The organism is Azospirillum oryzae (assembly GCF_900177515.1).
GTDB classification, from domain to species: Bacteria; Pseudomonadota; Alphaproteobacteria; order Azospirillales; family Azospirillaceae; genus Azospirillum; species Azospirillum oryzae_A.
On sequence record NZ_FXAK01000007.1, the window covers coordinates 819,786 to 839,895 of the forward strand.

The following is a 20,110-nucleotide window of genomic DNA, read 5'->3' on the forward strand; positions in this document are numbered from 1 at the left end:
GACGACCGAAAGGCTTTGCCGCTGTCGTGCGCTTTCATTACTATGGTCGGTCACGGGGGAAATCGAAAGTCAAGTTGCAACCCTGGCCTGTCCACCGCGGTGGCGGGCTGCGATCCCAGATCGTCGCATCGGGCGATGGCCGGGGAGGGTGGGCGTTTGTCTCGCTACAGGCGGCGGCGGAGCTTTCGATTGTCACCCCGGCGGACGGGGAAACTCTTGAATCCGACCGGTGTGGACGGCTAGAAGGCGCTGATTGGCTGGCTCGATGCCGGTGCTGCGCGACGGCGCCCCTGGGGCGGTTTCGGGCGCATGGGTGAACCGGAAGCACGGCACGGGGCGGCAGGAACGAACGGGAAGGCTACGGTGAGCAGCGCCAGTCAGGTCGCCGAACGGGATGCGCCGTTCCAGTTGCGTGGCAACTCCTTCACCATGATGGTGCTGAAGGTTTTCGCCCCGACATCGCCGGATTTCTTCACCCAACTGAACGTCAAGGTGCGGCAGGCGCCCAACTTCTTCCGCAATGCGCCGGTCGTGCTGGACTTCGACGACCTGCCGGAGAGCATCGTCTTCGACCTGGGCGCCTTCGTGTCGCAGGTGCAGGCGCTGAATCTGCTGCCGGTCGGCTTCCAGGGCGGGCCGCAGCCGGTGCGCGAGGCGGCGATGACGGTCGGGCTGACGCCGATGCCGTCGGGCCGCGCCGCCAAGCTGGAAGAGGTGGTGAAGGCCCCCGACCCGCGGCAGCACGATCAGCAGACACCGATCCCGGCGCCGCAGGTGCTGATCGAGGTCGTCCACCGTCCGACCGTGGTGGTGACCGAGCCGGTGCGTTCCGGCATGCGGGTCTATGCCGAGAAGACCGACCTGATCGTCACCAGCTCCGTCTCCCCCGGAGCGGAGCTGCTGGCCGACGGAAACATCCACGTGTATGGCGCGCTGCGCGGCCGGGCGCTGGCCGGTTTCTCCGGCGACGGCAACGCCCGCATCTTCTGCCACAGCCTGGAGGCGGAGGTGCTATCGGTCGCAGGCAATTACCGCGTCAGCGAAGACATCGGCAGTGACTTTTACAAGAAAGCCGTGCAGGTTTTCCTGCGCGACGGCGTCCTCAGCATGGACCTGCTGAAGACCGCCTGAGAGCTGAAACGACGGAATCTTGTCCGGGGACTGAAATCTTCGGACGGTGTTTGGTATCGGTGACGGCAACTTTGGGATTATGGGAGAGGCTCCGTTGAGCAAGATCATCGTCATGACCTCCGGCAAGGGCGGTGTCGGCAAGACGACCTCGTCCGCGGCCTTTGCGACCGGGCTGGCGCTTCGCGGCTTCAAGACGGTCGTCATCGATTTCGACGTTGGCCTGCGCAACCTTGATCTGGTGATGGGTTGCGAGCGCCGTGTGGTCTTCGACTTCATCAACGTCATCAACGGCGAAGCGAAGCTGAACCAGGCGCTGATCAAGGACAAGCGGATCGAGAACCTGTACATCCTCCCGACCTCGCAGACGCGCGACAAGGACGCGCTGACCCGCGAGGGGGTGGAGAAGGTGCTGAACGAGCTGTCGAAGGAATTCGACTACATCCTGTGCGACAGCCCGGCCGGCATCGAGCGCGGTGCGCTGATGTCGCTCTATTTCGCCGACCACGCGATCATCGTCACCAACCCGGAAGTCTCGTCGGTGCGCGACAGCGACCGCATCCTGGGCGTGCTGAACTCGCGCTCCCGCCGGGCGGAGCAGGGGCTGGAGCCGGTGACGCAGCAGCTGCTGCTGACCCGTTACGACCCGGAGCGCGTCGAGCGCGGCGAGATGCTGAAGGTCGACGACGTGCTGGAGATCCTGGCGATCCCGCTGCTCGGCGTCATTCCGGAAAGCCAGGCGGTGCTGCGCGCCTCCAACGTCGGCATGCCGGTTATTCTCGACGAGGTCTCCAACGCCGGTCTCGCCTATTCGGATGCGGTCGGCCGCTTCCTGGGCGAGGACATCGAGCATCGCTTCGTCACCCCCCAGAAGAAGGGCCTGTTCAGCCGGCTCCTGCGGAGGAGCGCATGAGCATCTTCAACTTCTTCCGCGCGGCCCCGCGCGCGTCGGCCGTCCAGGCCAAGGAGCGTCTGCAGATCGTCATGGCGCACGAGCGCGCCGGGCGCAGCGGCCCCGACTATCTGCCGATGCTCCAGCAGGAACTGCTGGCGGTGATCGCCAAATACGTCAACATCGACGAGAACAAGGTCGAGGTGAAGCTCGACCGCGGCGGCGACTGCTCGACGCTGGAGGTCAACATCGAGTTGCCGGCCCGCGAACAGGCCAAGGCCGCGGCGGCGGCAAAGACGGCGGAAAAGCCGGCCGGCAACGACGATGCGGCGGCCAAGCGTGCGGCCGGCAACGCCGGCGCGAAGAAGCGCATCTGAGCGGATCCGGCCTTCGGCCCCTCGATTTCTCATTGGCGAAATCCCTCCGGCGTCACGGCGCCGGGGGGATTTTTCTTTCCGGCGAGACGATCCTGCCGCGTGGATTCGGGATGCGGCATCGGACATAGGCCGCCCCTGATCCTCCGTCCGGGTTTACGGCCGGGCGGGGACGGGGTATCAACAGGGATACACCGCTCGAAAGCCCAATGGCTCCAAAGGCCTGTTGCGGGCGGCGGGGGTGGACCGACCACGGGACAAGAGGGTGCATATGTTCCTCGATTGCTCGTCGCTGCTCGCCGAGAACCCGCCGCGGCCGTCGAACGGGATTGCGGTCACGGACATCGACGGCGACGGCGCCTTCGAGTTGGTCGTGGCCGGCTACCGCACCGCCAATCTCGTCCTGAAATGGGTCGACGGCCGTCTTGTCGACATCGCCACCCCGCTGATCGCCGATCCCACCAGTCCCGCCATGGGGCTGGCTGCCGCCGACATCGACGGCGACGGGCGGGAGGAGCTTTACGTCGTCAATTGCGACCGCGCCACCGGTGCCAAGGACATGGCGGACCGGCTGTTCGCCTGTTTCGGCAAGCATTGGCTCGACCTGTTCGCCCAGGCGGAGAATGCCGGTGCCGCCAACCACACCGCTGCCGGCGCGGTGGCGGCGCTCGACCGCTGGGGCCATGGCCGCTACGGCTTCCTGGTGGCGACCGACGGCGGGCCGCTGCGCCTGTATGAGCTGACCCGGCGCGGCCGGCTGGAGGATGGGGCGGAGGAGGCCGGCCTCGACTCCATTGGGGCGGCGCGCGGCGTCGTCACCCTGCCCATCGTCTCCGATCATATGGATTTGGTGACGGTCAACGACGGCGGCCCCAACCAGCTGTTCCGCAACCTGGGCGACGGCAATTTCGAAGAGATCGCCGAGGAGCGCGGAATCGCCGACTCGCGCCCGTCCGGACGCGCGGTCGTGGCGCTGGACGTCGATGGCGACGGGCTGTTCGATCTGGTGGTCGGCACCTGGGACGGGGCGCAGCGCCTGTTCCACCAGCGCATGGGCGGCGCCTTCGTCGAATCGGCCGACGCCGATCTGTCGATGCCCGGCCGCATCTTCACCGTCGTCGCCGCGGATTTCGACAATGACGGCTATGAGGAGCTGTTCTTCCACGCCCATGGCGAGCCCAACCGCCTGTTCGGCTGGCGCAATGACCAGTGGCAGGAGCTGGAACTGGGTGACGCGGCCGAGCCGAAGGGGCTGGGCACCGGCGCGGTCGCGGCCGACATCGACGGCGACGGCCGGCTGGAACTGGTGCTGGCGCACGGCACCGCCCATGGCGGGCCGGATGCCGTGGCGCAGCCGCTGTCCATCTATCGTCCGGCCGCCTCGCACAATGGCTGGCTGCGCGTGCAGCCGCTGACCCCCTATGGCGCGCCGGCCCGCGGCGCCGTCGTCAACCTGACCGCGGGCGGGCGCCGGCAGCGCCGGGTCGTCAGCGCCGGGTCCGGCTATCTCTGCCAGGGCGAACCGGTCGCGCATTTCGGGCTGGGCGCCCTGCATGAGGTGGAGCAGGTCGAGGTGCGCTGGCCCGATGGGACGGTGGTGACGGTGGACAACCCGCCGGCCGGGCGGCTGCTGACCATCCCCTATCCGCCGGAATAGGCGATTCTCATCCAACCGGATGATGGTCACCCAAATATTTCGGCACCGCAATGGGTAGGGCCTTTCCTGACAGCTTCCGTCACATTAAAGTGCATTTCGTTGCGGCGCCCGCGGTGCGGGGCATCGCGCGGCATGTCGATCCGGAAATAATCCGTTCCTGCCGCCCGGTTCGCGCTGCAATACGGCGTACACAGGACCATGCCGGACTGGGGCCGGTCTGGGCCGGGCGGGTCTGGAAGCGGGAGACCGGAAGGCATATGGCACGACGCGACGTCCCCCTGACGGGGGTGGAACGCTTCTTCGACCCGGATGAAGTCATCGTTTCCAAGACCGATCTGAAGGGGCGGATCACCTACGCGAATCGGGTGTTCCAGCGGGTCGCCGGCTATGAGGAGGCCGACCTGATGGGCGCCCCCCATTCCATCGTCCGCCATCCCGACATGCCGCGCTGCGTCTTCAAGCTGTTGTGGGACACGCTGGCGGCGGGGAAGGAGATCTTCGCCTATGTGGTCAACCGCGCCCGCAACGGCGACCATTACTGGGTCTTCGCCCATGTCACGCCCAGCTTCGACGCCGAAGGGCGGGTGATCGGCTATCACTCCTCCCGCCGGGTGCCGGAACGGTCGGCGCTGGAGAAGGTCATCCCGCTCTACCGCCAGCTTCTGGACATCGAGAACAGCCATGCCGACCGCAAGAAGGGGATGGAGGCGGGATTCGCCGCCGTCCTCGCCCTGCTGGCGGAGAAGGGGATCGGGTATGACGAATTCGTCTTCTCCCTCTAAGTCGTCCCCCCCCGGGGCGTCCTCCCTGACGAAGGCCGGCGGCCTTGCGATGTTGGGCGGGGTGGCGCTGGCGGCGTTGCTGGCGGTCGACCTGCTGGGGCTCGGCGGGATCGCCCTGCGCGCCGGGCTGGCCGTGGCCGGACTGGCGGCGCTGGGTGGGGCGCTGCTGTTCCTGCGCCGCGCCTGTGCGGTGGTGGACCAGCTGACTCGGGTGAACCGTGCGATCTCCGCCGGCGATTTCGAGGCGCGGGTGATCGGCATCCGCGAGGGCGGGGCGCTGGGCGAACTGATGCACGCCACCAACGACGCCATCGACCGCACCGACGCCTTCGTGCGCGAGGCGACCGCCTCCATGCACGCGGTGTCGGAACACAAGTATTTCCGCCGGATCATGCTGCGCGGCATGCAGGGCGGTTTCCTGCACGCCAGCCGCACCATCAATGCGGCGACGGAGAGCATCTCGCAGAAGGTGGCGGGCTTCGCCGGCGTGACCCAGCGCTTCGAAGGCCAGATCCAGAGCGTGTGCAGCGAGGTGGCCGACACCGCCCACCAACTGGAGGTCTCCGCCCGCACCATGGAGACGGACGCGACCCAGGCCACCGGCAAGGCATCGTCGGTTGCCGCCTCCGCCGCCCAGACCGGCAGCAATGTCGGCAGCGTCGCCGCCGCGACGGAGGAGCTGTCCGCCTCCATCGCCGAGATCGCGCGCCAGATCGGCGAGGTCGCCCAGGTCGCGGAGAACGCGGCGGGCGAGGCCGAGCGCTCCAACGCGCTGGTCGGCAACCTGTCCGGCGCCGCGCGGACGGTGGGCGACGTCATCACCCTCATCAACGACATCGCCAGCCAGACCAATCTCCTGGCGCTGAACGCCACCATCGAGGCCGCCCGCGCCGGCGAGGCGGGGAAGGGCTTCGCCGTCGTGGCGCAGGAGGTGAAGCGGCTGGCCGATCAGACCGCCAAGGCCACCGGCGACATCGCCGCCCAGATCGCCGGCATCCAGTCCTCCACCGACGAGGCGGTGGGCGCCATCGTCGGCATCGGCCGCACCATCCAGTCGATCAACCAGATCGCCGCCGGCATCAGCGCCGGGATCGAGCAGCAGGGCTCCGCCGTGCGCGAGATCGTCGTCAACATGGAACAGGCCGCCGCCGGCACCCGCGCGGTGTCCGACGACATCCGCGAGGTCACCGACGCCGCCGGCCGCACCAGCGGCACCGCGCACGAGGTGTTCGCCGCGTCCGAACGCATGGCCGCCGAAGCCGACCGCCTGACCCGCGAGGTCCAGCGTTTCCTGGACGAAATGCACCGCGTGGCCTGACGGCTTTTCCGTGGTGCATTTCCCGCGGGGCGGTGACGTGCTCCGCATCAACTGCCCGGCGAATGTGCACAGCATGTGCATGGGATTTTGCAATGCGGAATTGATCTGACGAGTTGCCGTGCAGATAAGAATTTTTGTTGCGAATTTGCGAAGAATTCGTGTTACGTGTCGGCAACATGGATGCCGCGCCCATGGCAAGTTCGCAACCTGTTGAGCAACCCGACGCCAGCATGCCTGCTGTTTCAGCAGCTTAACCGTACAACTCTCCCGAAATGCCGGATGGCGTCATGTCATCTGCGGCCAAGCGCCGCGGAAACCGGGAGGGCGGGCCGTTCGCTGGGTGCCGGTGACCGTTGGCACGGCTTTTGATTTGGAGGAAGCAGGGACGGTCATGACGGGGGACAAGACGATGAGCATGGCGGGCACCGATCTTTTCGAGCTGTCGCGGGGCGTGCTGGATGTTGCGTCGAAGAAGGTGTCCTTGATCGAGGACATCACCCGGCGCACCAAGATGCTGGCCATGAACGCCCTGATCGAGGCGGCGCGGGCCGGCGACGCCGGACGCGGCTTCGCCGTCGTCGCCAACGAGGTGTCGGAGATCTCGACGCAGGTCAACAGCATCACCAAGGAGCTGCGGTCGGAGATCGTCGCCCGCGTTGACCATCTGACCACCACCGGCAGCGCCATGGTGCAGGAGATGCACGGCAAGCGGCTGGCCGACCTGTCGCTCAACATGATCGAGATCATCGATCGCAACCTGTATGAGCGGTCCTGCGACGTGCGCTGGTGGGCGACCGACAGCGCGGTGGTCGATTGCGCCGCCGACCCGACGGAGGAGGCGCGCCGCCATGCCTCGCGCCGGCTGGGCGTGATCCTGGAATCCTACACGGTCTATCTCGACCTGTGGATCGCCGACCGCAACGGCAACGTCATCGCCAACGGCCGGCCCGACCGCTATCCCGGCGCGCGCGGCGCCAACGTGTCGGACGAGCCGTGGTTCCGCCAGGCGCTGGCCACCCGCAGCGGCGGGGAGTTCACCGTCGGCGACGTCGCCCGCAACCGCAGCCTGGACGACCGCGTCGTCGCCACCTACGCCACCGCCATCCGCCGTGACGGCGAGGCGGACGGCGATGCCATCGGCGTGCTCGGCATCTTCTTCGACTGGGAGCCACAGGCCGCCGCGGTGGTCGAGGGCGTGCGGCTGGAGGCCGGCGAACGCGAGAAGTCGCGCTGCCTGCTGCTCGACGCCCGCCATCGGGTGATCGCCTCGTCCGACGGCCGCGGCCTGCTGACCGAGACGGTGCCGCTGCGCCGCAACGCCTCCACCATGGGTCACTATATCGACGACAAGAACCGGCTGGTCGGCTACGCCCTGACCCCCGGCTACGAGACCTACAAGGGCCTTGGCTGGTACGGGGTCATCATTCAGGAGCGGTGATCCTGCCGTCTTGACTGTCGCCTTCGGGAACAGGGCCGGGATACACTTCCGGCCCTGTTCCGTTTCGGGGTTCGCGATCATGTCCGCCCAGCAGTTGACCGTCCGTCGGGAAACCTTCCCCATCCGCGGAGCCTTCCGCATCTCGCGCGGGGCCAAGACCGAGGCCGCGGTGGTGGTGGCGGAGGTGACCGATGGTCCTCACCGTGGCCGCGGCGAGTGCGTGCCCTATGCCCGCTACGGCGAAAGCGTCGACGGAGTCGCCGCCGCGCTGGAGGCGATGGCCGACGCGGTGGCCGGCGGGCTCGACCGCGACGCGCTGGCCCGGCAGATGCCGCCGGGCGCCGCCCGCAACGCGCTGGACTGCGCGCTCTGGGACCTGGAGGCCAAGCGCAGCGGCGTGCCGGCCTGGAAACTCGCCGGGCTGGCCGAGCCGCCGGGGCCGCTGGTCACCTGCTACACGCTGAGCGTCGACGAGCCCGAAGCGATGGCCGCCGCGGCCCGCGAGCGGGCGCCGCGCCATCCGCTGCTGAAGATGAAGCTGACGGGGGAGGGCGATCTCGACCGCGTCCGCGCCGTCCGCGCCGCCGCTCCCGCCGCCCGGCTGGTGGTCGACGCCAACGAGAGCTGGACGCTGGACCAGCTTCACCAGTTTGCCCCGGTGCTCGCCGGGCTGGGCGTGGAGATGATCGAGCAGCCGCTGCCGGCCGGCCAGGACGAGGCTTTGCTCGGCATCGACTGTCCGGTGCCGCTCGGCGCCGACGAATCCTGCCATGGGCTGGAGTCGCTGGAGCGTCTGCGCGGGCTCTATCGGGTGGTGAACGTCAAGCTGGACAAGACCGGCGGCCTGACCGAGGCACTGGCGATGACCCGTGCCGCCCACGCCATGGGCTTCGAGGTGATGGTCGGCTGCATGGTGGCGACGTCGCTCGCCATGGCGCCGGCGATGCTGGTGGGGCAGGGCGCGCGCTACGTCGATCTGGACGGTCCGCTGCTGCTGGCCCGCGACCGCGAACCGGGACTGGTCTATGACGGCGCGGTGGTCCAGCCGCCGGTCGCGGAGTTGTGGGGGTAGGTTTCGGCTGGCGATGCCCCCTCCCTAACCCTCCCCCTCTTCGAGGGAGAGGGGACTGCCGCCGCTTTGCAAGCTTTCCCCTCTCCAGCTGAAAGCGGGGAGGGAGGGTCCCGCGGCGAAGCCATCGGAGGGAGGGGGCATCCGAAGCCTGCTCCTCACGCCCCCTGCACATAAGGCGGCGGCGGAGTCCCCACCGACGCCGGCACATAGGGCGCATCGGCCAGCCCGTTGACCTTGGCGGCCATGACGAAGTCGTTCTCGTGCAGCCCCCTGATCTTGTGGGTCCAGAAGGCAACCGAGCAGTGGCCCCAGCCGTAGCGGATCTCGGCATGGTGTCCTTCCGCCTCGCAGAGGTCGCCGACCTGGACGGCGAAGGCCTGGGCCTGGGCGAAGTCCGGGAACTTGAAGTCGCGCTCGATGCGGTCGGGATCCTCCTTCAGGACCCAGCCCGGCACCTGCACCAGATAGGAGGCGGCCATCGCCTGGTCCATCGGCGGTATCCCGCCGCGGCAGGGCTCGCAGGTCTTGCCCGCCAGTTCCTCTGTCGTCGGTGCTTGCGGTGTCATCCCGATCTCTCCCTTGTTGGTAGGCTGGTGTTGGTGGGCTGGACGGTCTGGGCTAGAACCTCACCGCCTACAAGCTTGGGGTCGGGCCGATGCTTCGGCAAGCCCGCCGCCCCGCCTGCACCCATTGCCGGGAATTTGGGAAGCGATCCGATGACTGACCTGCGCACCGACTTGCCCTTCGCCGACTACCAGTATCCGACCAAGCCGGTGGACGGGCCGCGGCTCGCCATCGTCGGCGAGGCGCCGGGAGCAGAGGAGGCGCGGCAGGGCACCCCCTTCGTCGGCCGCAGCGGCAAGCTGCTGGACGAGTCGCTGGCCGCCGTCGGCATCGAACGGGCGGAATGCCTCGTCGCCAACGTCTTCCGTTACCAGCCGCCCGGCAACAAGGTCGCGCATTTCTTCTCCTCGCGCGCCCGCGCCCGCAAGGAGGGGCGGGAGATCGACGAGAGTTGGGGCGCTTTCGGCACGTCGGACCGGCTGCTCGCCGAATTCGCCGGCGAGATCGAGCATCTGCGCGCCACCCTGGCCGACTACCGCCCGTCGGTGATCGTTGCGCTCGGCCGCACCCCGACCTGGGCCCTGACCGGAGAGAACGGCATCCTGCAGCTGCGCGGCAAGGTGCTGCCCTGCCGCCTGCTGGACGGGGTGGAGGTGGTGCCGACCTTCCACCCCAGCTACCTGCTGCGCGGCCAGCTGGTGGAGCAGCCGACCTTCCTGGCCGACCTGCGGCTGGCCGTGTCCCGACTCAATCGTTAGGAAGCAGCCGCCAGATCACCGTTTCGCGCGTCTCCCGGTCCTCCAGCTCCAGCGAGGTCGGGACGGTGTAGGTGGCCACCTTCTCGATCCCGCCGGCGGGGGCATAGGCGCGGCCGGGGTCGCCCAGCAGCACCAGCGTGCCGGTCGCGGCGACCTCGCGCAGCCACGCCGTCACCCGCTCCGCCATCGGCTTCTCGTAGCAGACGTCGCCGGCCAGAACCACGTCGATGCCCGGCAGGGGGCGGCCGACCAGATCGGCGCTGACCGGCTTGACCTCCACCCCGTTGGCTTCGGCGTTCAGCGCGATGGCGGCGAGCGAGAAGCGGTCGATGTCGCAGGACTGCACCCGCGCCGCCCCCGCCTTCATCGCGGCGATGCCGACCAGCCCGGTGCCTGCGGCAAAATCGAGCACGGACTTGCCGGCCACCAGTTCCGGCCGGTCGAGCAACAGCCGAGCCACAGCTTGTCCCCCCGGCCAAGCGAAAGCCCAGTACGGCGGTGGCAAATTCGTGGCGGCCAAGGTCTCTTCGGTCGCCTCCCAGAGTGGCGTGACCTCGGTGGCAAGATGAAGCTTGATTTCCGGCAACAGCGGAGTGGTCGTCAGCGTCGTGTTGTCGCGGACGAAATCTGGCGGGGATGCATTGTTCATACGAGGATTCCCAAGGGACTCCGCTGTTGGGGGGATGACGGCCGATGGCTTATGAATGTTACATTATTCAAACGGTGTAGACACAGCTGCGAACCCGTGTTACCCGTTCTGCCAAGGGGAAAACAGAGGGATTGGGGGAGTCATGCGGCAGAGGGGAACCGCCATCGGCCTTTCGTTTGCGGCTTTGATCGCGCTCAGCCCCCTTACCGTGTCGACGGCTGCCGCACAAGACGGCGATTGCGTTCGTACGGTCCGCTCCATCTCCGATTTCACGATTCGCGGCGACGCCTGGACCTGGTGGGACCATGCCGCCGGCCAGTATGACCGCGAACACCGCCCCGCCGTCGGCTCCGTCCTCGTCTTCAAGCGCACCGGCCACATGCGCCGCGGTCACGTCTCGCTGGTCAGCGCGGTGATCGACCGCCGCACCATCGAGGTCGACCACAGCTGGCTGGATGGCGACGGGCTTCGCCGCGGCATGCGGGTGGTCGATGTGTCCCGCAACAACGACTGGTCCGCCGTCCGCGTCTGGCACGAGCCGACCGACCAACTCGGCCTGCGCGTCTATGCCGCCTATGGCTTCATCATGCCGGAAGGCGAGGAAGCGCCGCGCGGCGGCCGGATGCTGGATGCCGGCGACCGCGGTATGGACCAGGGCTTCGCCAGCAGCCCGCGCGGCCGCGGCAAGGCCACCGGCCCGCGCATGTTGGAAGCCTCGCTGCACCCGCAGAAGGGCCACGCCGTCTCGGTCCCCGGCCGCAAGCCGCAGAGCCTGCCGGCCACCGCCGTCGCCTCCCACGCGCCGCAGAAGCCTCAGCGCATGGATGTCGCCGTGCTTCCGTCGCGCAAGCCGGCCAGCGTGCACGCCGCCCCGGTGACGGTCGCCGAAGTCTCCTCCCCCGGCAACCGCCGCACCGTCGCTCCCGGTCGCAAGCCCGGCTCCGGCAACTCCGTCGCCCAACTGGCTGAGACCAGCGGGCGCTGAACGGGGCGGATTTCAGTTTTTCAGGAAGGGCGGGGCTTTGCTCCGCCCTTTTTGTTTATGTTGTTGATGCAGGAGTTGGGGGGCAACTCCGATTGCCCCCACCACGTCCCCTTAAATCTTCCCCGCCAGGATCGCCGCCAGCACCAGCCAGCCGAACCAGCGGTTGGACTTGAACTTGTCCAGGCAGTCGCCCTGGTCGTCCGGCCGCCAAGTCGCGACCTGCCAGGCCAGCTGCAGGGCGGCCAGCGACAGCACCGGCAGGAACAGCCCGCCGAGGCCGGCCAGACGGCCGGCGATGCCGATGCCGACATAGGTCAGGGTGTAGAAGCCGTAGATCCAGATCTTGCTCTGGTCGCCCAGGCGCAGCGCGGTGGACTTCACGCCGATGCGGGCGTCGTCCTCCTTGTCCTGATGGGCATAAATGGTGTCATAGCCCAGCGTCCAGGCGATGCCCGTCACATAGAGCGCCACGGCCGGCCAACCGACATCGTTCTGCACCGCCGCCCAGCCCATCAGCGCGCCCCAGTTGAAGGTCAGGCCCAGGAAGGCCTGCGGCCACCATGTGATCCGCTTCATCAGCGGATAGGTGAAGACCAGCAGCAGCGACAGCACGCCTAGCCCGATGGCGGTCGTCCCCAACTGGACCAGAACCAGCAGCGACACCAGAAGCTGGGCCACCAGAAAGGCCAGCGCCTGACGCACCGACACCTGTCCCGACGGGATCGGGCGCGAGCGGGTGCGCTCCACCATCGCATCGAACTTGCGGTCCAGGATGTCGTTGACGGTGCAGCCCGCACCGCGCATCAGCACCGCGCCGACCCCGAACAGCGCCATCAGCCAGAGCAGCGACGGCCAGTCCCGGAAGGGCTGTGGCATGGCCAGCGCCACGCTCCACCAGCAGGGGAACAGCAGCAGCCATGTCCCGATCGGGCGGTCGAGTCGCGCCAGCGTGACATAGGGGCGCAACCGGGCGGGAATGCGGCGGGCGATCCAGCCATCCTGCCGGATGTCGGTGAATCCGGAATCGGGAAGAGTCGGGCCGGTGGAAGCAGTGGGCATGACGGCGGTGTTTCCGCTGTGCTATGGAGATGTCTGAACAGGCAATCAGGGCGAAGGTATCGGGCTGCCGCCTGTGCGGCAAGTGCGGCGCACCGCGTGGGACCGGAGTGAAGTCCGGCAACATTGCGGCCGAACACCCGGGCTTAAGCTATGAAAAATTGCAGTTCCGGGACTTGCGCGCGCCAAAATCGTGCCAATACTGTTTCTTTATCAAAACCTCAGCGGCTTGCAATCGCAAATGGACATGAGCACAAAACCGGACCGTTTCGCCGTCGTCATCGATGACGAGTCGATCATCTTGGCCGGGATGGAGATCATGCTGGACACCTGGGGCTATCAGGTGCTTGCCGCGGAGGATGTGGAAACCGTCCTGGCGAAGCTCCCCGGCTGTCCGGCGCCTGATGTGATCCTGTCCGATTACCGGCTGCGCGACGGCTGGTCAGGCATCACCGCCGTGCGGGCGGTGCGCGAGGCCTGCGGAGCCACCGTGCCCGCCATCATCCTGACCGGCGACACCGGTGCCGAACTGATGGCCGCCGCCAAGGCGGATCAGATCCGCATCCTGCACAAGCCTGTCCAGCCCAACGACCTGCGCCGCCAGATCGACGCCCTGATCTCGGCTCCTTGATCTCTGCCACCGATCCGCATGACCGGCTTCTGATCTGCTGACTTGCACGCCCGCGGCCGGCTATAGTCGGCGCCGCCCCGCGGAGACGAAGACCATGGCCGACCCGATCAAGACCCGCCTGTATGTGGACAGCCCGCTGGCCGAAGGCCAGTCGGTCGGGCTGGACCATGAGCGCGCGCATTTCCTGCGCCATGTCCTGCGGCTGGACCGCGGCGATCCGGTGGCGGTGTTCAACGGCCGCGACGGCGAATGGCGGGCGGTGATCGACGGCTTCGGCAAGGGCTGGTGCTCGCTGACCGTGACGGAGCAGCGGCGGGAGCAGGACTCGACCCCCGACCTCTGGCTCCTCTTCGCTCCGCTGAAGAAGGGCCGCATCGACTTCGTCGCCGAAAAGGCGACCGAGATGGGCGTTTCCCGCCTGTGGCCGGTCTTCACCCGCCGAACCGACCCCAACCGCGTCAACATCGACCGGCTGCGCGCCAACGCGGTGGAGGCGGCCGAACAGTGCGAGCGCTTGAGCGTGCCGGAGATGGGCGAGGCGCTGCCGCTGGACCGCGCGCTGGCCGGCTGGCCGGCCGACCGCCGGCTCTATCTGTGTGCCGAGGCCGGCTCCGCCCGTCCCATCGCCGAGGTGCTGCGCGATGCCCCTGCAGGCCCTGCAGCCCTGCTCATCGGGCCGGAGGGGGGCTTCGACCAGTCGGAACTTGACGAACTCGCCAAACTTCCCTTTGTTGTTCCGGTGGGATTGGGTCCGCGCATCCTGCGGGCCGACACGGCGGTGGTGGCGGCGCTGGCTTGCTGGCAGTCCTTGGCCGGGGACTGGACTGCCGGGGGAAGCGACCGGCGTCCGCCATTCCGCGCGCCGATCCCGTAACCGGCCGTCACCCGGCCGATCCTCCGTCCACTTCCCGCGAGAGACTTCATGTCCGCACCCCCGACCACGCGCGGCGAACCCATCACCGACCGCCGCCAGCTTGCGGCCTATCTCGAATCCGGCTGCAAGCCGGCGCCGGACTGGCGCATCGGGACCGAGCACGAGAAATTCGCCTACCGCACCTCCGACCTGCGGCCGCTGCCCTATGACGGGCCGGACGGCATCCGTGAACTGCTGACCCGGATGACCCGCTTCGGCTGGCAGCCGGTGGAGGAGAAGGGCAACATCATCGCCCTGGTCCAGGACAAGGCCAACATCACGCTGGAGCCCGGCGGGCAGGTCGAACTGTCCGGCGCCCCGCTGGAGACCCTGCACCAGACCTGTGCCGAGGTGCACCGCCACCTGCGCCAGGTGAAGGAGATCGGTTCCGAACTGGGCATTGCCATGATGGGGCTGGGCTTCCAGCCGAAATGGAAGCGCGACGACATCCCCTGGATGCCCAAGGGCCGCTACAAGATCATGCGCGACTACATGCCGAAGGTCGGCTCGCTCGGCCTCGACATGATGACGCGGACCTGTACCGTGCAGGTCAATCTGGACTTCGCGTCCGAAGCCGACATGGTGAAGAAGTTCCGCGTGTCGCTGGCCTTGCAGCCGATCGCGACCGCGCTGTTCGCCATGTCCCCCTTCACCGAGGGCAAGCCGAACGGCTTCCAGAGCTTCCGCAGCCACATCTGGACCGACACCGATCCGGACCGCACCGGCGACATTCCCTTCGTGTTCGAAGACGGCTTCGGCTTCGAACGCTATGTCGACTATCTGCTCGACACGCCGATGTACTTCGTCTACCGCGACGGCGTTTACATCGACGCGGCCGGCCAGTCCTTCCGCGACTTCCTGGAGGGCAAGCTGCCGGCGCTGCCGGGCGAACTGCCGCTGATCACCGACTGGGCCGATCACACCACCACCGCCTTCCCGGAAGCGCGTCTGAAGAAGTATCTGGAGATGCGCGGCGCCGACGGCGGTCCGTGGCGCAGCCTGTGCGCGCTGCCGGCCCTATGGGTCGGGCTGCTCTACGATCAGGTGGCGCTGGATGCGGCGTGGGATCTGGTGAAGGACTGGACGACGGCGGAACGCGCGCATCTGCGTTCCGATGTGCCGCGGTCGGGCCTGCGCACCAGCTTCCGCAACGGCACGGTGCGCGACGTGGCGCTGGAGATGCTGGCGATCGCCCGCGATGGTCTGGCGCGGCGCGCCCGCAACGACAATTGGGGCGACGACGAGACCCACTTCCTCGACACGCTGCAGGTCATCGCCGAGACCGGCCGCAGCCCGGCCGACGAACTTCTGGAGAAGTTCAACGGCCCCTGGGGCGGCAGCGTCGATCCGGTGTTCAAGGAGTATGCGTACTGAGGGGAGTGGGGGCTTGGCAGAAGTGAGGCCCCCTCCCTGACCCTCCCCCGCTATCGCGGGAGAGGGGGACTGCCGCCGCTCTGCGACCGACTCCCTCTACCGCGATCGGACCGGCCTTTGGCCGGCCGAGGGCGGGGGAGGGAAGGGGCCCATGCGAAGCATGGGAAGGGAGGGGGCAGGTGGGCGAGAACCCTACGCCGCCACCGGCGCATGGGTGATGCAGCTCTTAGAGCAGACCTTGGAGCAGCTTTCGCAGCCGATGCAGTTGGCCGCTTCCTTGACCGTCATGATCTTCTTCTCGGCCTCGTCGTCGAAGGCGTCGACGATGTCGCCGTCCTCGGTCAGCCCGATCATGTCGAGCACGCCGCGCCCGCAGACCTTGAAGCAGCGACCGCAGCCGATGCACTGCTTCTGGTCGATGGATTGGACGAATTTCGGGGTCCAGCTCTGACCACCGCGGGTGGTGCCGGTCAGGAACTCAGCCATGGGAATGCTCCTCTCGGGAAAGGGTGCGCCTAAGCCAGTCTTTGAAAATGGAGGGGTTATGCCGTCTCCAGCGCCTTCAGCGCCGCCCGCTTCTCGGTCAGGATCTTGAAGGCGTCATAGGTTTCCTGCGCCACCGTCAGAATGCTCTGCCAATTCTGCGGAAGCTCTTCCGACAGATCGTGCAGGTTCATCTTCTTCTGGGTGGCGCGGGCGTTCAGCTTTTTGATCTCATCCTTCAACGCGTCGATGTCGCTCATGGTCGCAATCCCAGGGGTTTGAATGTCCGGCTCAGAGGTTCGCGACCTCGGGGTATTCCCGGATCAGCGCCACCGCGTCCTCGACCAGCTTGGCGCCGTCGGCGGCCAGCTTCTCCAGGCTGGGGAAGCCGAAGCGATGCACGTCGCGCAGGGTCTTCGACACCACCACCAGCCGCCCGGTGGTCAGGATCATGCGGCCGAAGCCTTCATGGCTCATCTTCATCATCGGCGAGGCCATCATGCCGGTCTGCTTTTCGACCGTGACGCCGACCGCCTTGTAGAACAGCTCCAGCCGCCACAGCGTGTCCGGGTCGGGATCGCCGATGATCGGAATGGCGGCGCGCGCCTCCTTGTCCAGGATGAAGGGGGCGAGCAGAGCCTCGTCCGGCTTGCCTTCCCAGGCGCCATAGCTGTCCTCGGCGCGGAACAGCAGGACCAGCGTCTTCACGAACTGGTCGGCGACGGATATCTCGGCAACGTCAGCCATACTCAGGCCTCCTCCTCGTCAAAGTGGAATTCGGGCGTCTCGCCCATCGCCTTGCGCAGCCAGGGCGGCGGATTGCCGTTCAGCGTCTGGACCAGCTTGTCGAGCAGGACCGGGATGGCCTCACTGGCCTCGACCTTCACCGGATGGATCTTCTTCGCCACCACGCGGGCGGCGGCCGAGGCGCCGATGGCCGACAGGTAGATGATGGCGACGTCGGCCAGCGCCTCCAGCTTGGGCACCAGCTTGTCCTCGTTGCCGTCCTCGAACATTGAGCCGCCGAACTGGAAGGTCTCCAGAAAGGCATGGCCCTGGCGGTCGACCTGATAGACGGCGATGTTCTTGGCCCAGCCGAAATGCGCATCGACGTGCTGCATGTCCTGGGTGCAGAAAGCGACCTTCATCGATCCTCCTCGTGTCGGATGGGGTGTCGGGCGTGGGGCCTGCACCACGCTCAGACGGCGTTGCATCCGCATGATCCGCCTCCGCAGCCGTGCGATTCGTCCGCTTCGTGGCCGTGCTCGTGATCCATCTCGCGGGCGAGGAACAGGTTGCCGATGTCGCACAGCAGCTCGCGCGTGCCGCGGTAGCCGACCTGCACCCGCAGCCCCGCCCCCAGCCGGTCGAACATCGGCAGGCCCATGCGGTGCAGCGGCACGCCGATCCGTGCCGCCCCCTGGCGCCCGTGCGAGTTGGAGACGATCAGGTCCGCGTCGCGCGCCAGCGTCTCCACGTCGGAATGGTCGCCGACCATGATGGTGGCGGCCTTCAGCCGCTCCAGAACCGGGCTCTGCGTCGGCGATACCGCGGCGACCACCTCCGCCCCCATGTCGGCTAGGAAGCCGGTGACGGCGTAGAGCAGGTCGGGTTCCAGCGCCACGGCGATGCGCTTGCGGCTGTAGAAGAAATGCCCGTCCAGCATGGCGTCGACCAGGGCTTCGCGCTGGCGCCGCAGACGGACCGGCGCCGGCTTGCCCGACAGCTCCATCAGAAGGCGGACCAGCTTGTCGGTCGCCTCCAGCCCGGTCAGCCGACTGAAGAAATGGCTGGGCACGTCGGTCTTCAATTCCAGCGCATTGCCGGCGACCCGCATATGCTCGCCGACCACGATGGTGGCGGCCGAGGCGCCCATGGCGCGGATCTGCTCCACCGTCACGCCGCCCAGCGAGGTGGCGGTGAAGTCGGTCGGTTGGCGGCCGGACATCGACAGCGACAGGTCGGGCAGGATGATCGGCGACAGGCCGAAGCCCTCGATGATGTCGCGCAGTTCCTCGACATCGCCGGGCGACAAATGGCTGCCGGCCAGCACATTGACCTGGGTCGGGATGCGCACCGGCGACGGTTCGACCAGCCGCTCCACGATCGCGGTGACGGCGGCGGCGAAGCCGTCCTCGAAGCCGCCGGCGAAGTCGGGGGTGTTGGCGAAGACCAGGGCGGTGTCGGCCATGTCGGGGTTGCGCTGGCGGAACAGCGTGTACTGGCCGCCCATGTCCTCCCCCTTGGTCTCGGTCACGCCGGTGGTGGCGACGCCGATCATGGCGGGCTTGTTGCGCTCGACGATGGTGCGGATCGCCTGTTCCAGATTTTCGTAGCCGCCGAGGATGGTGGAGACCTGATCCATCGCGGTGGTCTGCAGCGGGATCGCCTCACGGAAGTGGCGGACCAGCAGGACCAGCCCGAAGGCGGTGCAGCCCTGCGAACCATGGAACAGCGGCAGGCAGCGGTCGACCCCGAGATAGGCGAGCGCCGCGCCCAGCGGCTGGCTCATCTTCAGCGGGTTGGTCGAGGCGGCCTTGGCGGCGGAGGGGAAGCGCTGGATGTGCGACATCGGCGTCACTCCGCAGCCATCAAGGTGGAGGACGGGCCGGATTCCCACGGCGCCGGCTGGCGGACTTGGCCCCAGATCGGGTTGGACAGCGTCTTGTCGATCTCCTCGCAGAGATTGACGATGCCGTCATAGCCGGCATAGGCGTGGTGGCGCTCCTGGTTGATGTCGAGCCAGGGAACCTTGGCCTTCAAGGAGATGAACTGCGACCGGCCGCCGGACATCATGATGTCGGCCTGATTGTCGGCCAGCATCTTGTAGATGTCGCGCGGCTTCAGGTCGTCCCACTGGTGGAACTCCTCGCCCTTCATCTTCTTGATGCGCTCCTTGTCCTCCTTGGTCGATTTCTTGGTGGAGGTGCCGAGGATGGTCAGTCCGGCGCCTTCCAGCGCGCTGACCATCGACCAGCTCTTGACCCCGCCGGTGAAGAGAAGGACGCGCTTGCCCTCGAACCGCGGCTTGTAGGGTTCCAACCGGCGCCAGACGCGGCTTTCCTCCCGCGCGATGACGCCCTCGGCCCGGTCGATCAGCCCCTTGTCGGCGCCGCGCTCCACCAGCATGCGGGCCATGGTGCGCAGCGTGTCCGACATGTCGGAGACGCCGTAGAAGGAGCCCTCGAAATAGGGGATGCCGTAGCGTTCCTGCATCTTGCGGCCGACATTCACCAGCGCCTGGCTGCACACCATCATGGTGACGCGGGCACGGTGCGCTTGAGCGACCTCGTTGTACCGCCCGTCGCCGGAGATGCAGGACAAGAGGCGGATGCCGATCTCGTCCAGCAGCGGCTTGACCAGCCACAGCTCGCCGGCGAGGTTGTATTCGCCGATGATGCAGACGTCGGTGGGGGTGGTGTACTCCGGTTCGACCGTGCCGATGACATGCTCCAGCAGGGCCTCGCCGGCCAGCTTGTTGCCGAGATTCTTCGATCCGACAAAGCCCGGCGCCTCCACCGGGATCACCGGCTTGCCCAGTTTCTGGGTGGCGAACTTGCAGACCGCGGAGATGTCGTCGCCGGTCATGGCGGGCACGCAGGTCTGATAGACGAAGACGGCCGGCGGGTCGTATTGCTGAACGATCTCCTTGATGGCGCGATAGAGCTTCTTCTCGCCGCCGCCGATGACGTCCAGTTCCGACAGGTCGGTGGTGAAGCCGGTGCGGTAGAGCTGCGGGCCGGACGATTGCGAGCCGCGATTGTCCCAGCTGTTGCCCAGGCAGGCGATGGGGCCATGGACCAGATGGGCGGCGTCGGCGATCGGCTGCAGCACGATCATCGCACCGTCATAGGCGCAGCCGCCGGCCGCGGCCCCCGGCTTCAGCGACTTGGTGCAGCCCTTCTTCTTCTCCTTGGCCGACTTGGCCTGGTTGGTCGCGCAGCCCGGTTCGTTGAAGACGTCCTGGATCTTGTCCTGGAGCATGCCCGCTCTCCCATCCTGGCGCCGGAAATGGCTCTGCGGGCATGTGATGCAG

22 protein-coding genes are annotated in these 20,110 nt (G+C 67.5%); 13 read left to right on the forward strand and 9 right to left on the reverse strand.

Annotated elements, in window-relative coordinates; genetic code table 11:
- Positions 1-363 precede the first annotated feature (363 nt).
- The 8 genes from minC to dgcA all read left to right on the forward strand — a co-directional run bounded on the left by minC (position 364) and on the right by dgcA (position 8,661).
- On the forward strand, positions 364-1,131 hold the full coding sequence (minC, locus tag B9N97_RS16350; protein WP_244560740.1) for a septum site-determining protein MinC: 768 nt from the start codon (positions 364-366) through the stop codon (positions 1,129-1,131).
- Between the two features lie 94 nt (positions 1,132-1,225).
- Positions 1,226-2,041 (forward strand): septum site-determining protein MinD, encoded by an 816-nt coding sequence (gene minD, locus B9N97_RS16355; RefSeq protein ID WP_085088446.1) that lies wholly within the window; start codon positions 1,226-1,228, stop codon positions 2,039-2,041.
- Complete coding sequence (minE, locus tag B9N97_RS16360) at positions 2,038-2,397, forward strand: cell division topological specificity factor MinE (protein ID WP_085088448.1); 360 nt, start codon at positions 2,038-2,040, stop codon at positions 2,395-2,397. The genes minD and minE overlap by 4 nt, the downstream gene beginning before the upstream one ends.
- A gap of 268 nt (positions 2,398-2,665) precedes the next feature.
- Positions 2,666-4,051: a CRTAC1 family protein gene (locus B9N97_RS16365; protein ID WP_085088450.1), complete on the forward strand. Its 1,386-nt coding sequence runs from the start codon at positions 2,666-2,668 to the stop codon at positions 4,049-4,051.
- Between the two features lie 257 nt (positions 4,052-4,308).
- On the forward strand, positions 4,309-4,833 hold the full coding sequence (locus B9N97_RS16370; RefSeq protein ID WP_085088452.1) for a PAS domain-containing protein: 525 nt from the start codon (positions 4,309-4,311) through the stop codon (positions 4,831-4,833).
- Between the two features lie 49 nt (positions 4,834-4,882).
- Complete coding sequence (locus B9N97_RS36765) at positions 4,883-6,151, forward strand: methyl-accepting chemotaxis protein (protein WP_280174791.1); 1,269 nt, start codon at positions 4,883-4,885, stop codon at positions 6,149-6,151.
- A 391-nt stretch (positions 6,152-6,542) separates the two neighbouring features.
- Positions 6,543-7,589 carry a methyl-accepting chemotaxis protein gene (locus tag B9N97_RS16380; protein ID WP_085088458.1) on the forward strand — a complete coding sequence of 349 codons (1,047 nt, stop codon included), beginning with the start codon at positions 6,543-6,545 and terminating at the stop codon, positions 7,587-7,589.
- Between the two features lie 79 nt (positions 7,590-7,668).
- Positions 7,669-8,661 carry an N-acetyl-D-Glu racemase DgcA gene (gene dgcA / locus B9N97_RS16385; RefSeq protein WP_085088461.1) on the forward strand — a complete coding sequence of 331 codons (993 nt, stop codon included), beginning with the start codon at positions 7,669-7,671 and terminating at the stop codon, positions 8,659-8,661.
- Positions 8,662-8,816: 155 nt separating this feature from the next.
- On the opposite strand, the gene B9N97_RS16390 is transcribed toward dgcA, so the two are convergent.
- The gene (locus tag B9N97_RS16390; protein ID WP_085088464.1) at positions 8,817-9,227 is read right to left on the reverse strand and encodes a 4a-hydroxytetrahydrobiopterin dehydratase; all 411 of its coding nucleotides are present in this window, start codon (positions 9,225-9,227) and stop codon (positions 8,817-8,819) included.
- Between the two features lie 150 nt (positions 9,228-9,377).
- On the opposite strand from B9N97_RS16390, the gene B9N97_RS16395 reads away from it, so the two are divergent.
- On the forward strand, positions 9,378-9,983 hold the full coding sequence (locus B9N97_RS16395; protein ID WP_085088467.1) for a uracil-DNA glycosylase: 606 nt from the start codon (positions 9,378-9,380) through the stop codon (positions 9,981-9,983).
- Here B9N97_RS16395 and B9N97_RS16400 read toward each other — a convergent pair.
- Complete coding sequence (locus B9N97_RS16400; RefSeq protein ID WP_085088469.1) at positions 9,973-10,632, reverse strand: class I SAM-dependent methyltransferase; 660 nt, start codon at positions 10,630-10,632, stop codon at positions 9,973-9,975. The two genes, B9N97_RS16395 and B9N97_RS16400, sit on opposite strands and share 11 nt — an antisense overlap.
- A 142-nt stretch (positions 10,633-10,774) precedes the next feature.
- Between B9N97_RS16400 and B9N97_RS16405 the strand changes: the two genes are divergently transcribed.
- Positions 10,775-11,617 carry a CHAP domain-containing protein gene (locus B9N97_RS16405; protein WP_085088472.1) on the forward strand — a complete coding sequence of 281 codons (843 nt, stop codon included), beginning with the start codon at positions 10,775-10,777 and terminating at the stop codon, positions 11,615-11,617.
- Between the two features lie 111 nt (positions 11,618-11,728).
- On the opposite strand, the gene ubiA is transcribed toward B9N97_RS16405, so the two are convergent.
- Positions 11,729-12,676, reverse strand: coding sequence for a 4-hydroxybenzoate octaprenyltransferase (gene ubiA, locus B9N97_RS16410; RefSeq protein WP_085088474.1), 948 nt, complete (start codon positions 12,674-12,676; stop codon positions 11,729-11,731).
- A 244-nt stretch (positions 12,677-12,920) separates the two neighbouring features.
- Here ubiA and B9N97_RS16415 point away from each other — a divergent pair, with 244 nt between their 5' ends.
- From B9N97_RS16415 to B9N97_RS16425, 3 genes are all read left to right on the forward strand, one after another.
- A complete protein-coding gene (locus B9N97_RS16415; RefSeq protein ID WP_244560741.1) occupies positions 12,921-13,304 on the forward strand; it encodes a response regulator in 384 nt (127 codons plus the stop codon).
- A 94-nt stretch (positions 13,305-13,398) separates the two neighbouring features.
- Complete coding sequence (locus B9N97_RS16420; RefSeq protein WP_085088479.1) at positions 13,399-14,178, forward strand: 16S rRNA (uracil(1498)-N(3))-methyltransferase; 780 nt, start codon at positions 13,399-13,401, stop codon at positions 14,176-14,178.
- A 48-nt stretch (positions 14,179-14,226) separates the two neighbouring features.
- Positions 14,227-15,591, forward strand: coding sequence for a glutamate--cysteine ligase (locus tag B9N97_RS16425; RefSeq protein ID WP_085088481.1), 1,365 nt, complete (start codon positions 14,227-14,229; stop codon positions 15,589-15,591).
- A 192-nt stretch (positions 15,592-15,783) separates the two neighbouring features.
- Here B9N97_RS16425 and fdxB read toward each other — a convergent pair whose 3' ends face one another.
- From fdxB to nifE, 6 genes are read right to left on the reverse strand one after another with little or no spacing between them, the layout of a single operon-like run.
- Entirely contained in the window at positions 15,784-16,077 is a 294-nt protein-coding gene (gene fdxB / locus B9N97_RS16430; protein ID WP_012973385.1) for a ferredoxin III, nif-specific, read from the reverse strand.
- A gap of 56 nt (positions 16,078-16,133) precedes the next feature.
- The gene (locus B9N97_RS16435) at positions 16,134-16,334 is read right to left on the reverse strand and encodes a CCE_0567 family metalloprotein (protein WP_085088483.1); all 201 of its coding nucleotides are present in this window, start codon (positions 16,332-16,334) and stop codon (positions 16,134-16,136) included.
- A gap of 31 nt (positions 16,335-16,365) precedes the next feature.
- A complete protein-coding gene (locus B9N97_RS16440; RefSeq protein ID WP_085088486.1) occupies positions 16,366-16,821 on the reverse strand; it encodes a NifX-associated nitrogen fixation protein in 456 nt (151 codons plus the stop codon).
- A 2-nt stretch (positions 16,822-16,823) separates the two neighbouring features.
- Positions 16,824-17,222, reverse strand: a complete 399-nt coding sequence (gene nifX / locus B9N97_RS16445) for a nitrogen fixation protein NifX (protein WP_085088489.1) — start codon at positions 17,220-17,222, stop codon at positions 16,824-16,826.
- A gap of 50 nt (positions 17,223-17,272) precedes the next feature.
- The gene (nifN, locus tag B9N97_RS16450) at positions 17,273-18,646 is read right to left on the reverse strand and encodes a nitrogenase iron-molybdenum cofactor biosynthesis protein NifN (RefSeq protein WP_085088492.1); all 1,374 of its coding nucleotides are present in this window, start codon (positions 18,644-18,646) and stop codon (positions 17,273-17,275) included.
- A gap of 5 nt (positions 18,647-18,651) precedes the next feature.
- A complete protein-coding gene (gene nifE, locus B9N97_RS16455; RefSeq protein WP_085088495.1) occupies positions 18,652-20,058 on the reverse strand; it encodes a nitrogenase iron-molybdenum cofactor biosynthesis protein NifE in 1,407 nt (468 codons plus the stop codon).
- Positions 20,059-20,110: the final 52 nt, after the last annotated feature.

What these genes read in the sequence shown, in the direction of transcription:
- minE (WP_085088448.1), top strand. Translation starts at nt 2,038, where the DNA reads ATGAGCATCTTCAACTTCTTCCGCGCGGCCCCGCGCGCGTCGGCCGTC.
- B9N97_RS16365 (WP_085088450.1), top strand. Translation starts at nt 2,666, where the DNA reads ATGTTCCTCGATTGCTCGTCGCTGCTCGCCGAGAACCCGCCGCGGCCG.
- B9N97_RS16370 (WP_085088452.1), top strand. Translation starts at nt 4,309, where the DNA reads ATGGCACGACGCGACGTCCCCCTGACGGGGGTGGAACGCTTCTTCGAC.
- B9N97_RS36765 (WP_280174791.1), top strand. Translation starts at nt 4,883, where the DNA reads ATGTTGGGCGGGGTGGCGCTGGCGGCGTTGCTGGCGGTCGACCTGCTG.
- B9N97_RS16380 (WP_085088458.1), top strand. Translation starts at nt 6,543, where the DNA reads ATGACGGGGGACAAGACGATGAGCATGGCGGGCACCGATCTTTTCGAG.
- dgcA (WP_085088461.1), top strand. Translation starts at nt 7,669, where the DNA reads ATGTCCGCCCAGCAGTTGACCGTCCGTCGGGAAACCTTCCCCATCCGC.
- B9N97_RS16390 (WP_085088464.1), bottom strand. Translation starts at nt 9,227, where the DNA reads ATGACACCGCAAGCACCGACGACAGAGGAACTGGCGGGCAAGACCTGC.
- B9N97_RS16395 (WP_085088467.1), top strand. Translation starts at nt 9,378, where the DNA reads ATGACTGACCTGCGCACCGACTTGCCCTTCGCCGACTACCAGTATCCG.
- B9N97_RS16400 (WP_085088469.1), bottom strand. Translation starts at nt 10,632, where the DNA reads ATGAACAATGCATCCCCGCCAGATTTCGTCCGCGACAACACGACGCTG.
- B9N97_RS16405 (WP_085088472.1), top strand. Translation starts at nt 10,775, where the DNA reads ATGCGGCAGAGGGGAACCGCCATCGGCCTTTCGTTTGCGGCTTTGATC.
- ubiA (WP_085088474.1), bottom strand. Translation starts at nt 12,676, where the DNA reads ATGCCCACTGCTTCCACCGGCCCGACTCTTCCCGATTCCGGATTCACC.
- B9N97_RS16415 (WP_244560741.1), top strand. Translation starts at nt 12,921, where the DNA reads ATGAGCACAAAACCGGACCGTTTCGCCGTCGTCATCGATGACGAGTCG.
- B9N97_RS16420 (WP_085088479.1), top strand. Translation starts at nt 13,399, where the DNA reads ATGGCCGACCCGATCAAGACCCGCCTGTATGTGGACAGCCCGCTGGCC.
- B9N97_RS16425 (WP_085088481.1), top strand. Translation starts at nt 14,227, where the DNA reads ATGTCCGCACCCCCGACCACGCGCGGCGAACCCATCACCGACCGCCGC.
- fdxB (WP_012973385.1), bottom strand. Translation starts at nt 16,077, where the DNA reads ATGGCTGAGTTCCTGACCGGCACCACCCGCGGTGGTCAGAGCTGGACC.
- B9N97_RS16435 (WP_085088483.1), bottom strand. Translation starts at nt 16,334, where the DNA reads ATGAGCGACATCGACGCGTTGAAGGATGAGATCAAAAAGCTGAACGCC.
- B9N97_RS16440 (WP_085088486.1), bottom strand. Translation starts at nt 16,821, where the DNA reads ATGGCTGACGTTGCCGAGATATCCGTCGCCGACCAGTTCGTGAAGACG.
- nifX (WP_085088489.1), bottom strand. Translation starts at nt 17,222, where the DNA reads ATGAAGGTCGCTTTCTGCACCCAGGACATGCAGCACGTCGATGCGCAT.
- nifN (WP_085088492.1), bottom strand. Translation starts at nt 18,646, where the DNA reads ATGTCGCACATCCAGCGCTTCCCCTCCGCCGCCAAGGCCGCCTCGACC.
- nifE (WP_085088495.1), bottom strand. Translation starts at nt 20,058, where the DNA reads ATGCTCCAGGACAAGATCCAGGACGTCTTCAACGAACCGGGCTGCGCG.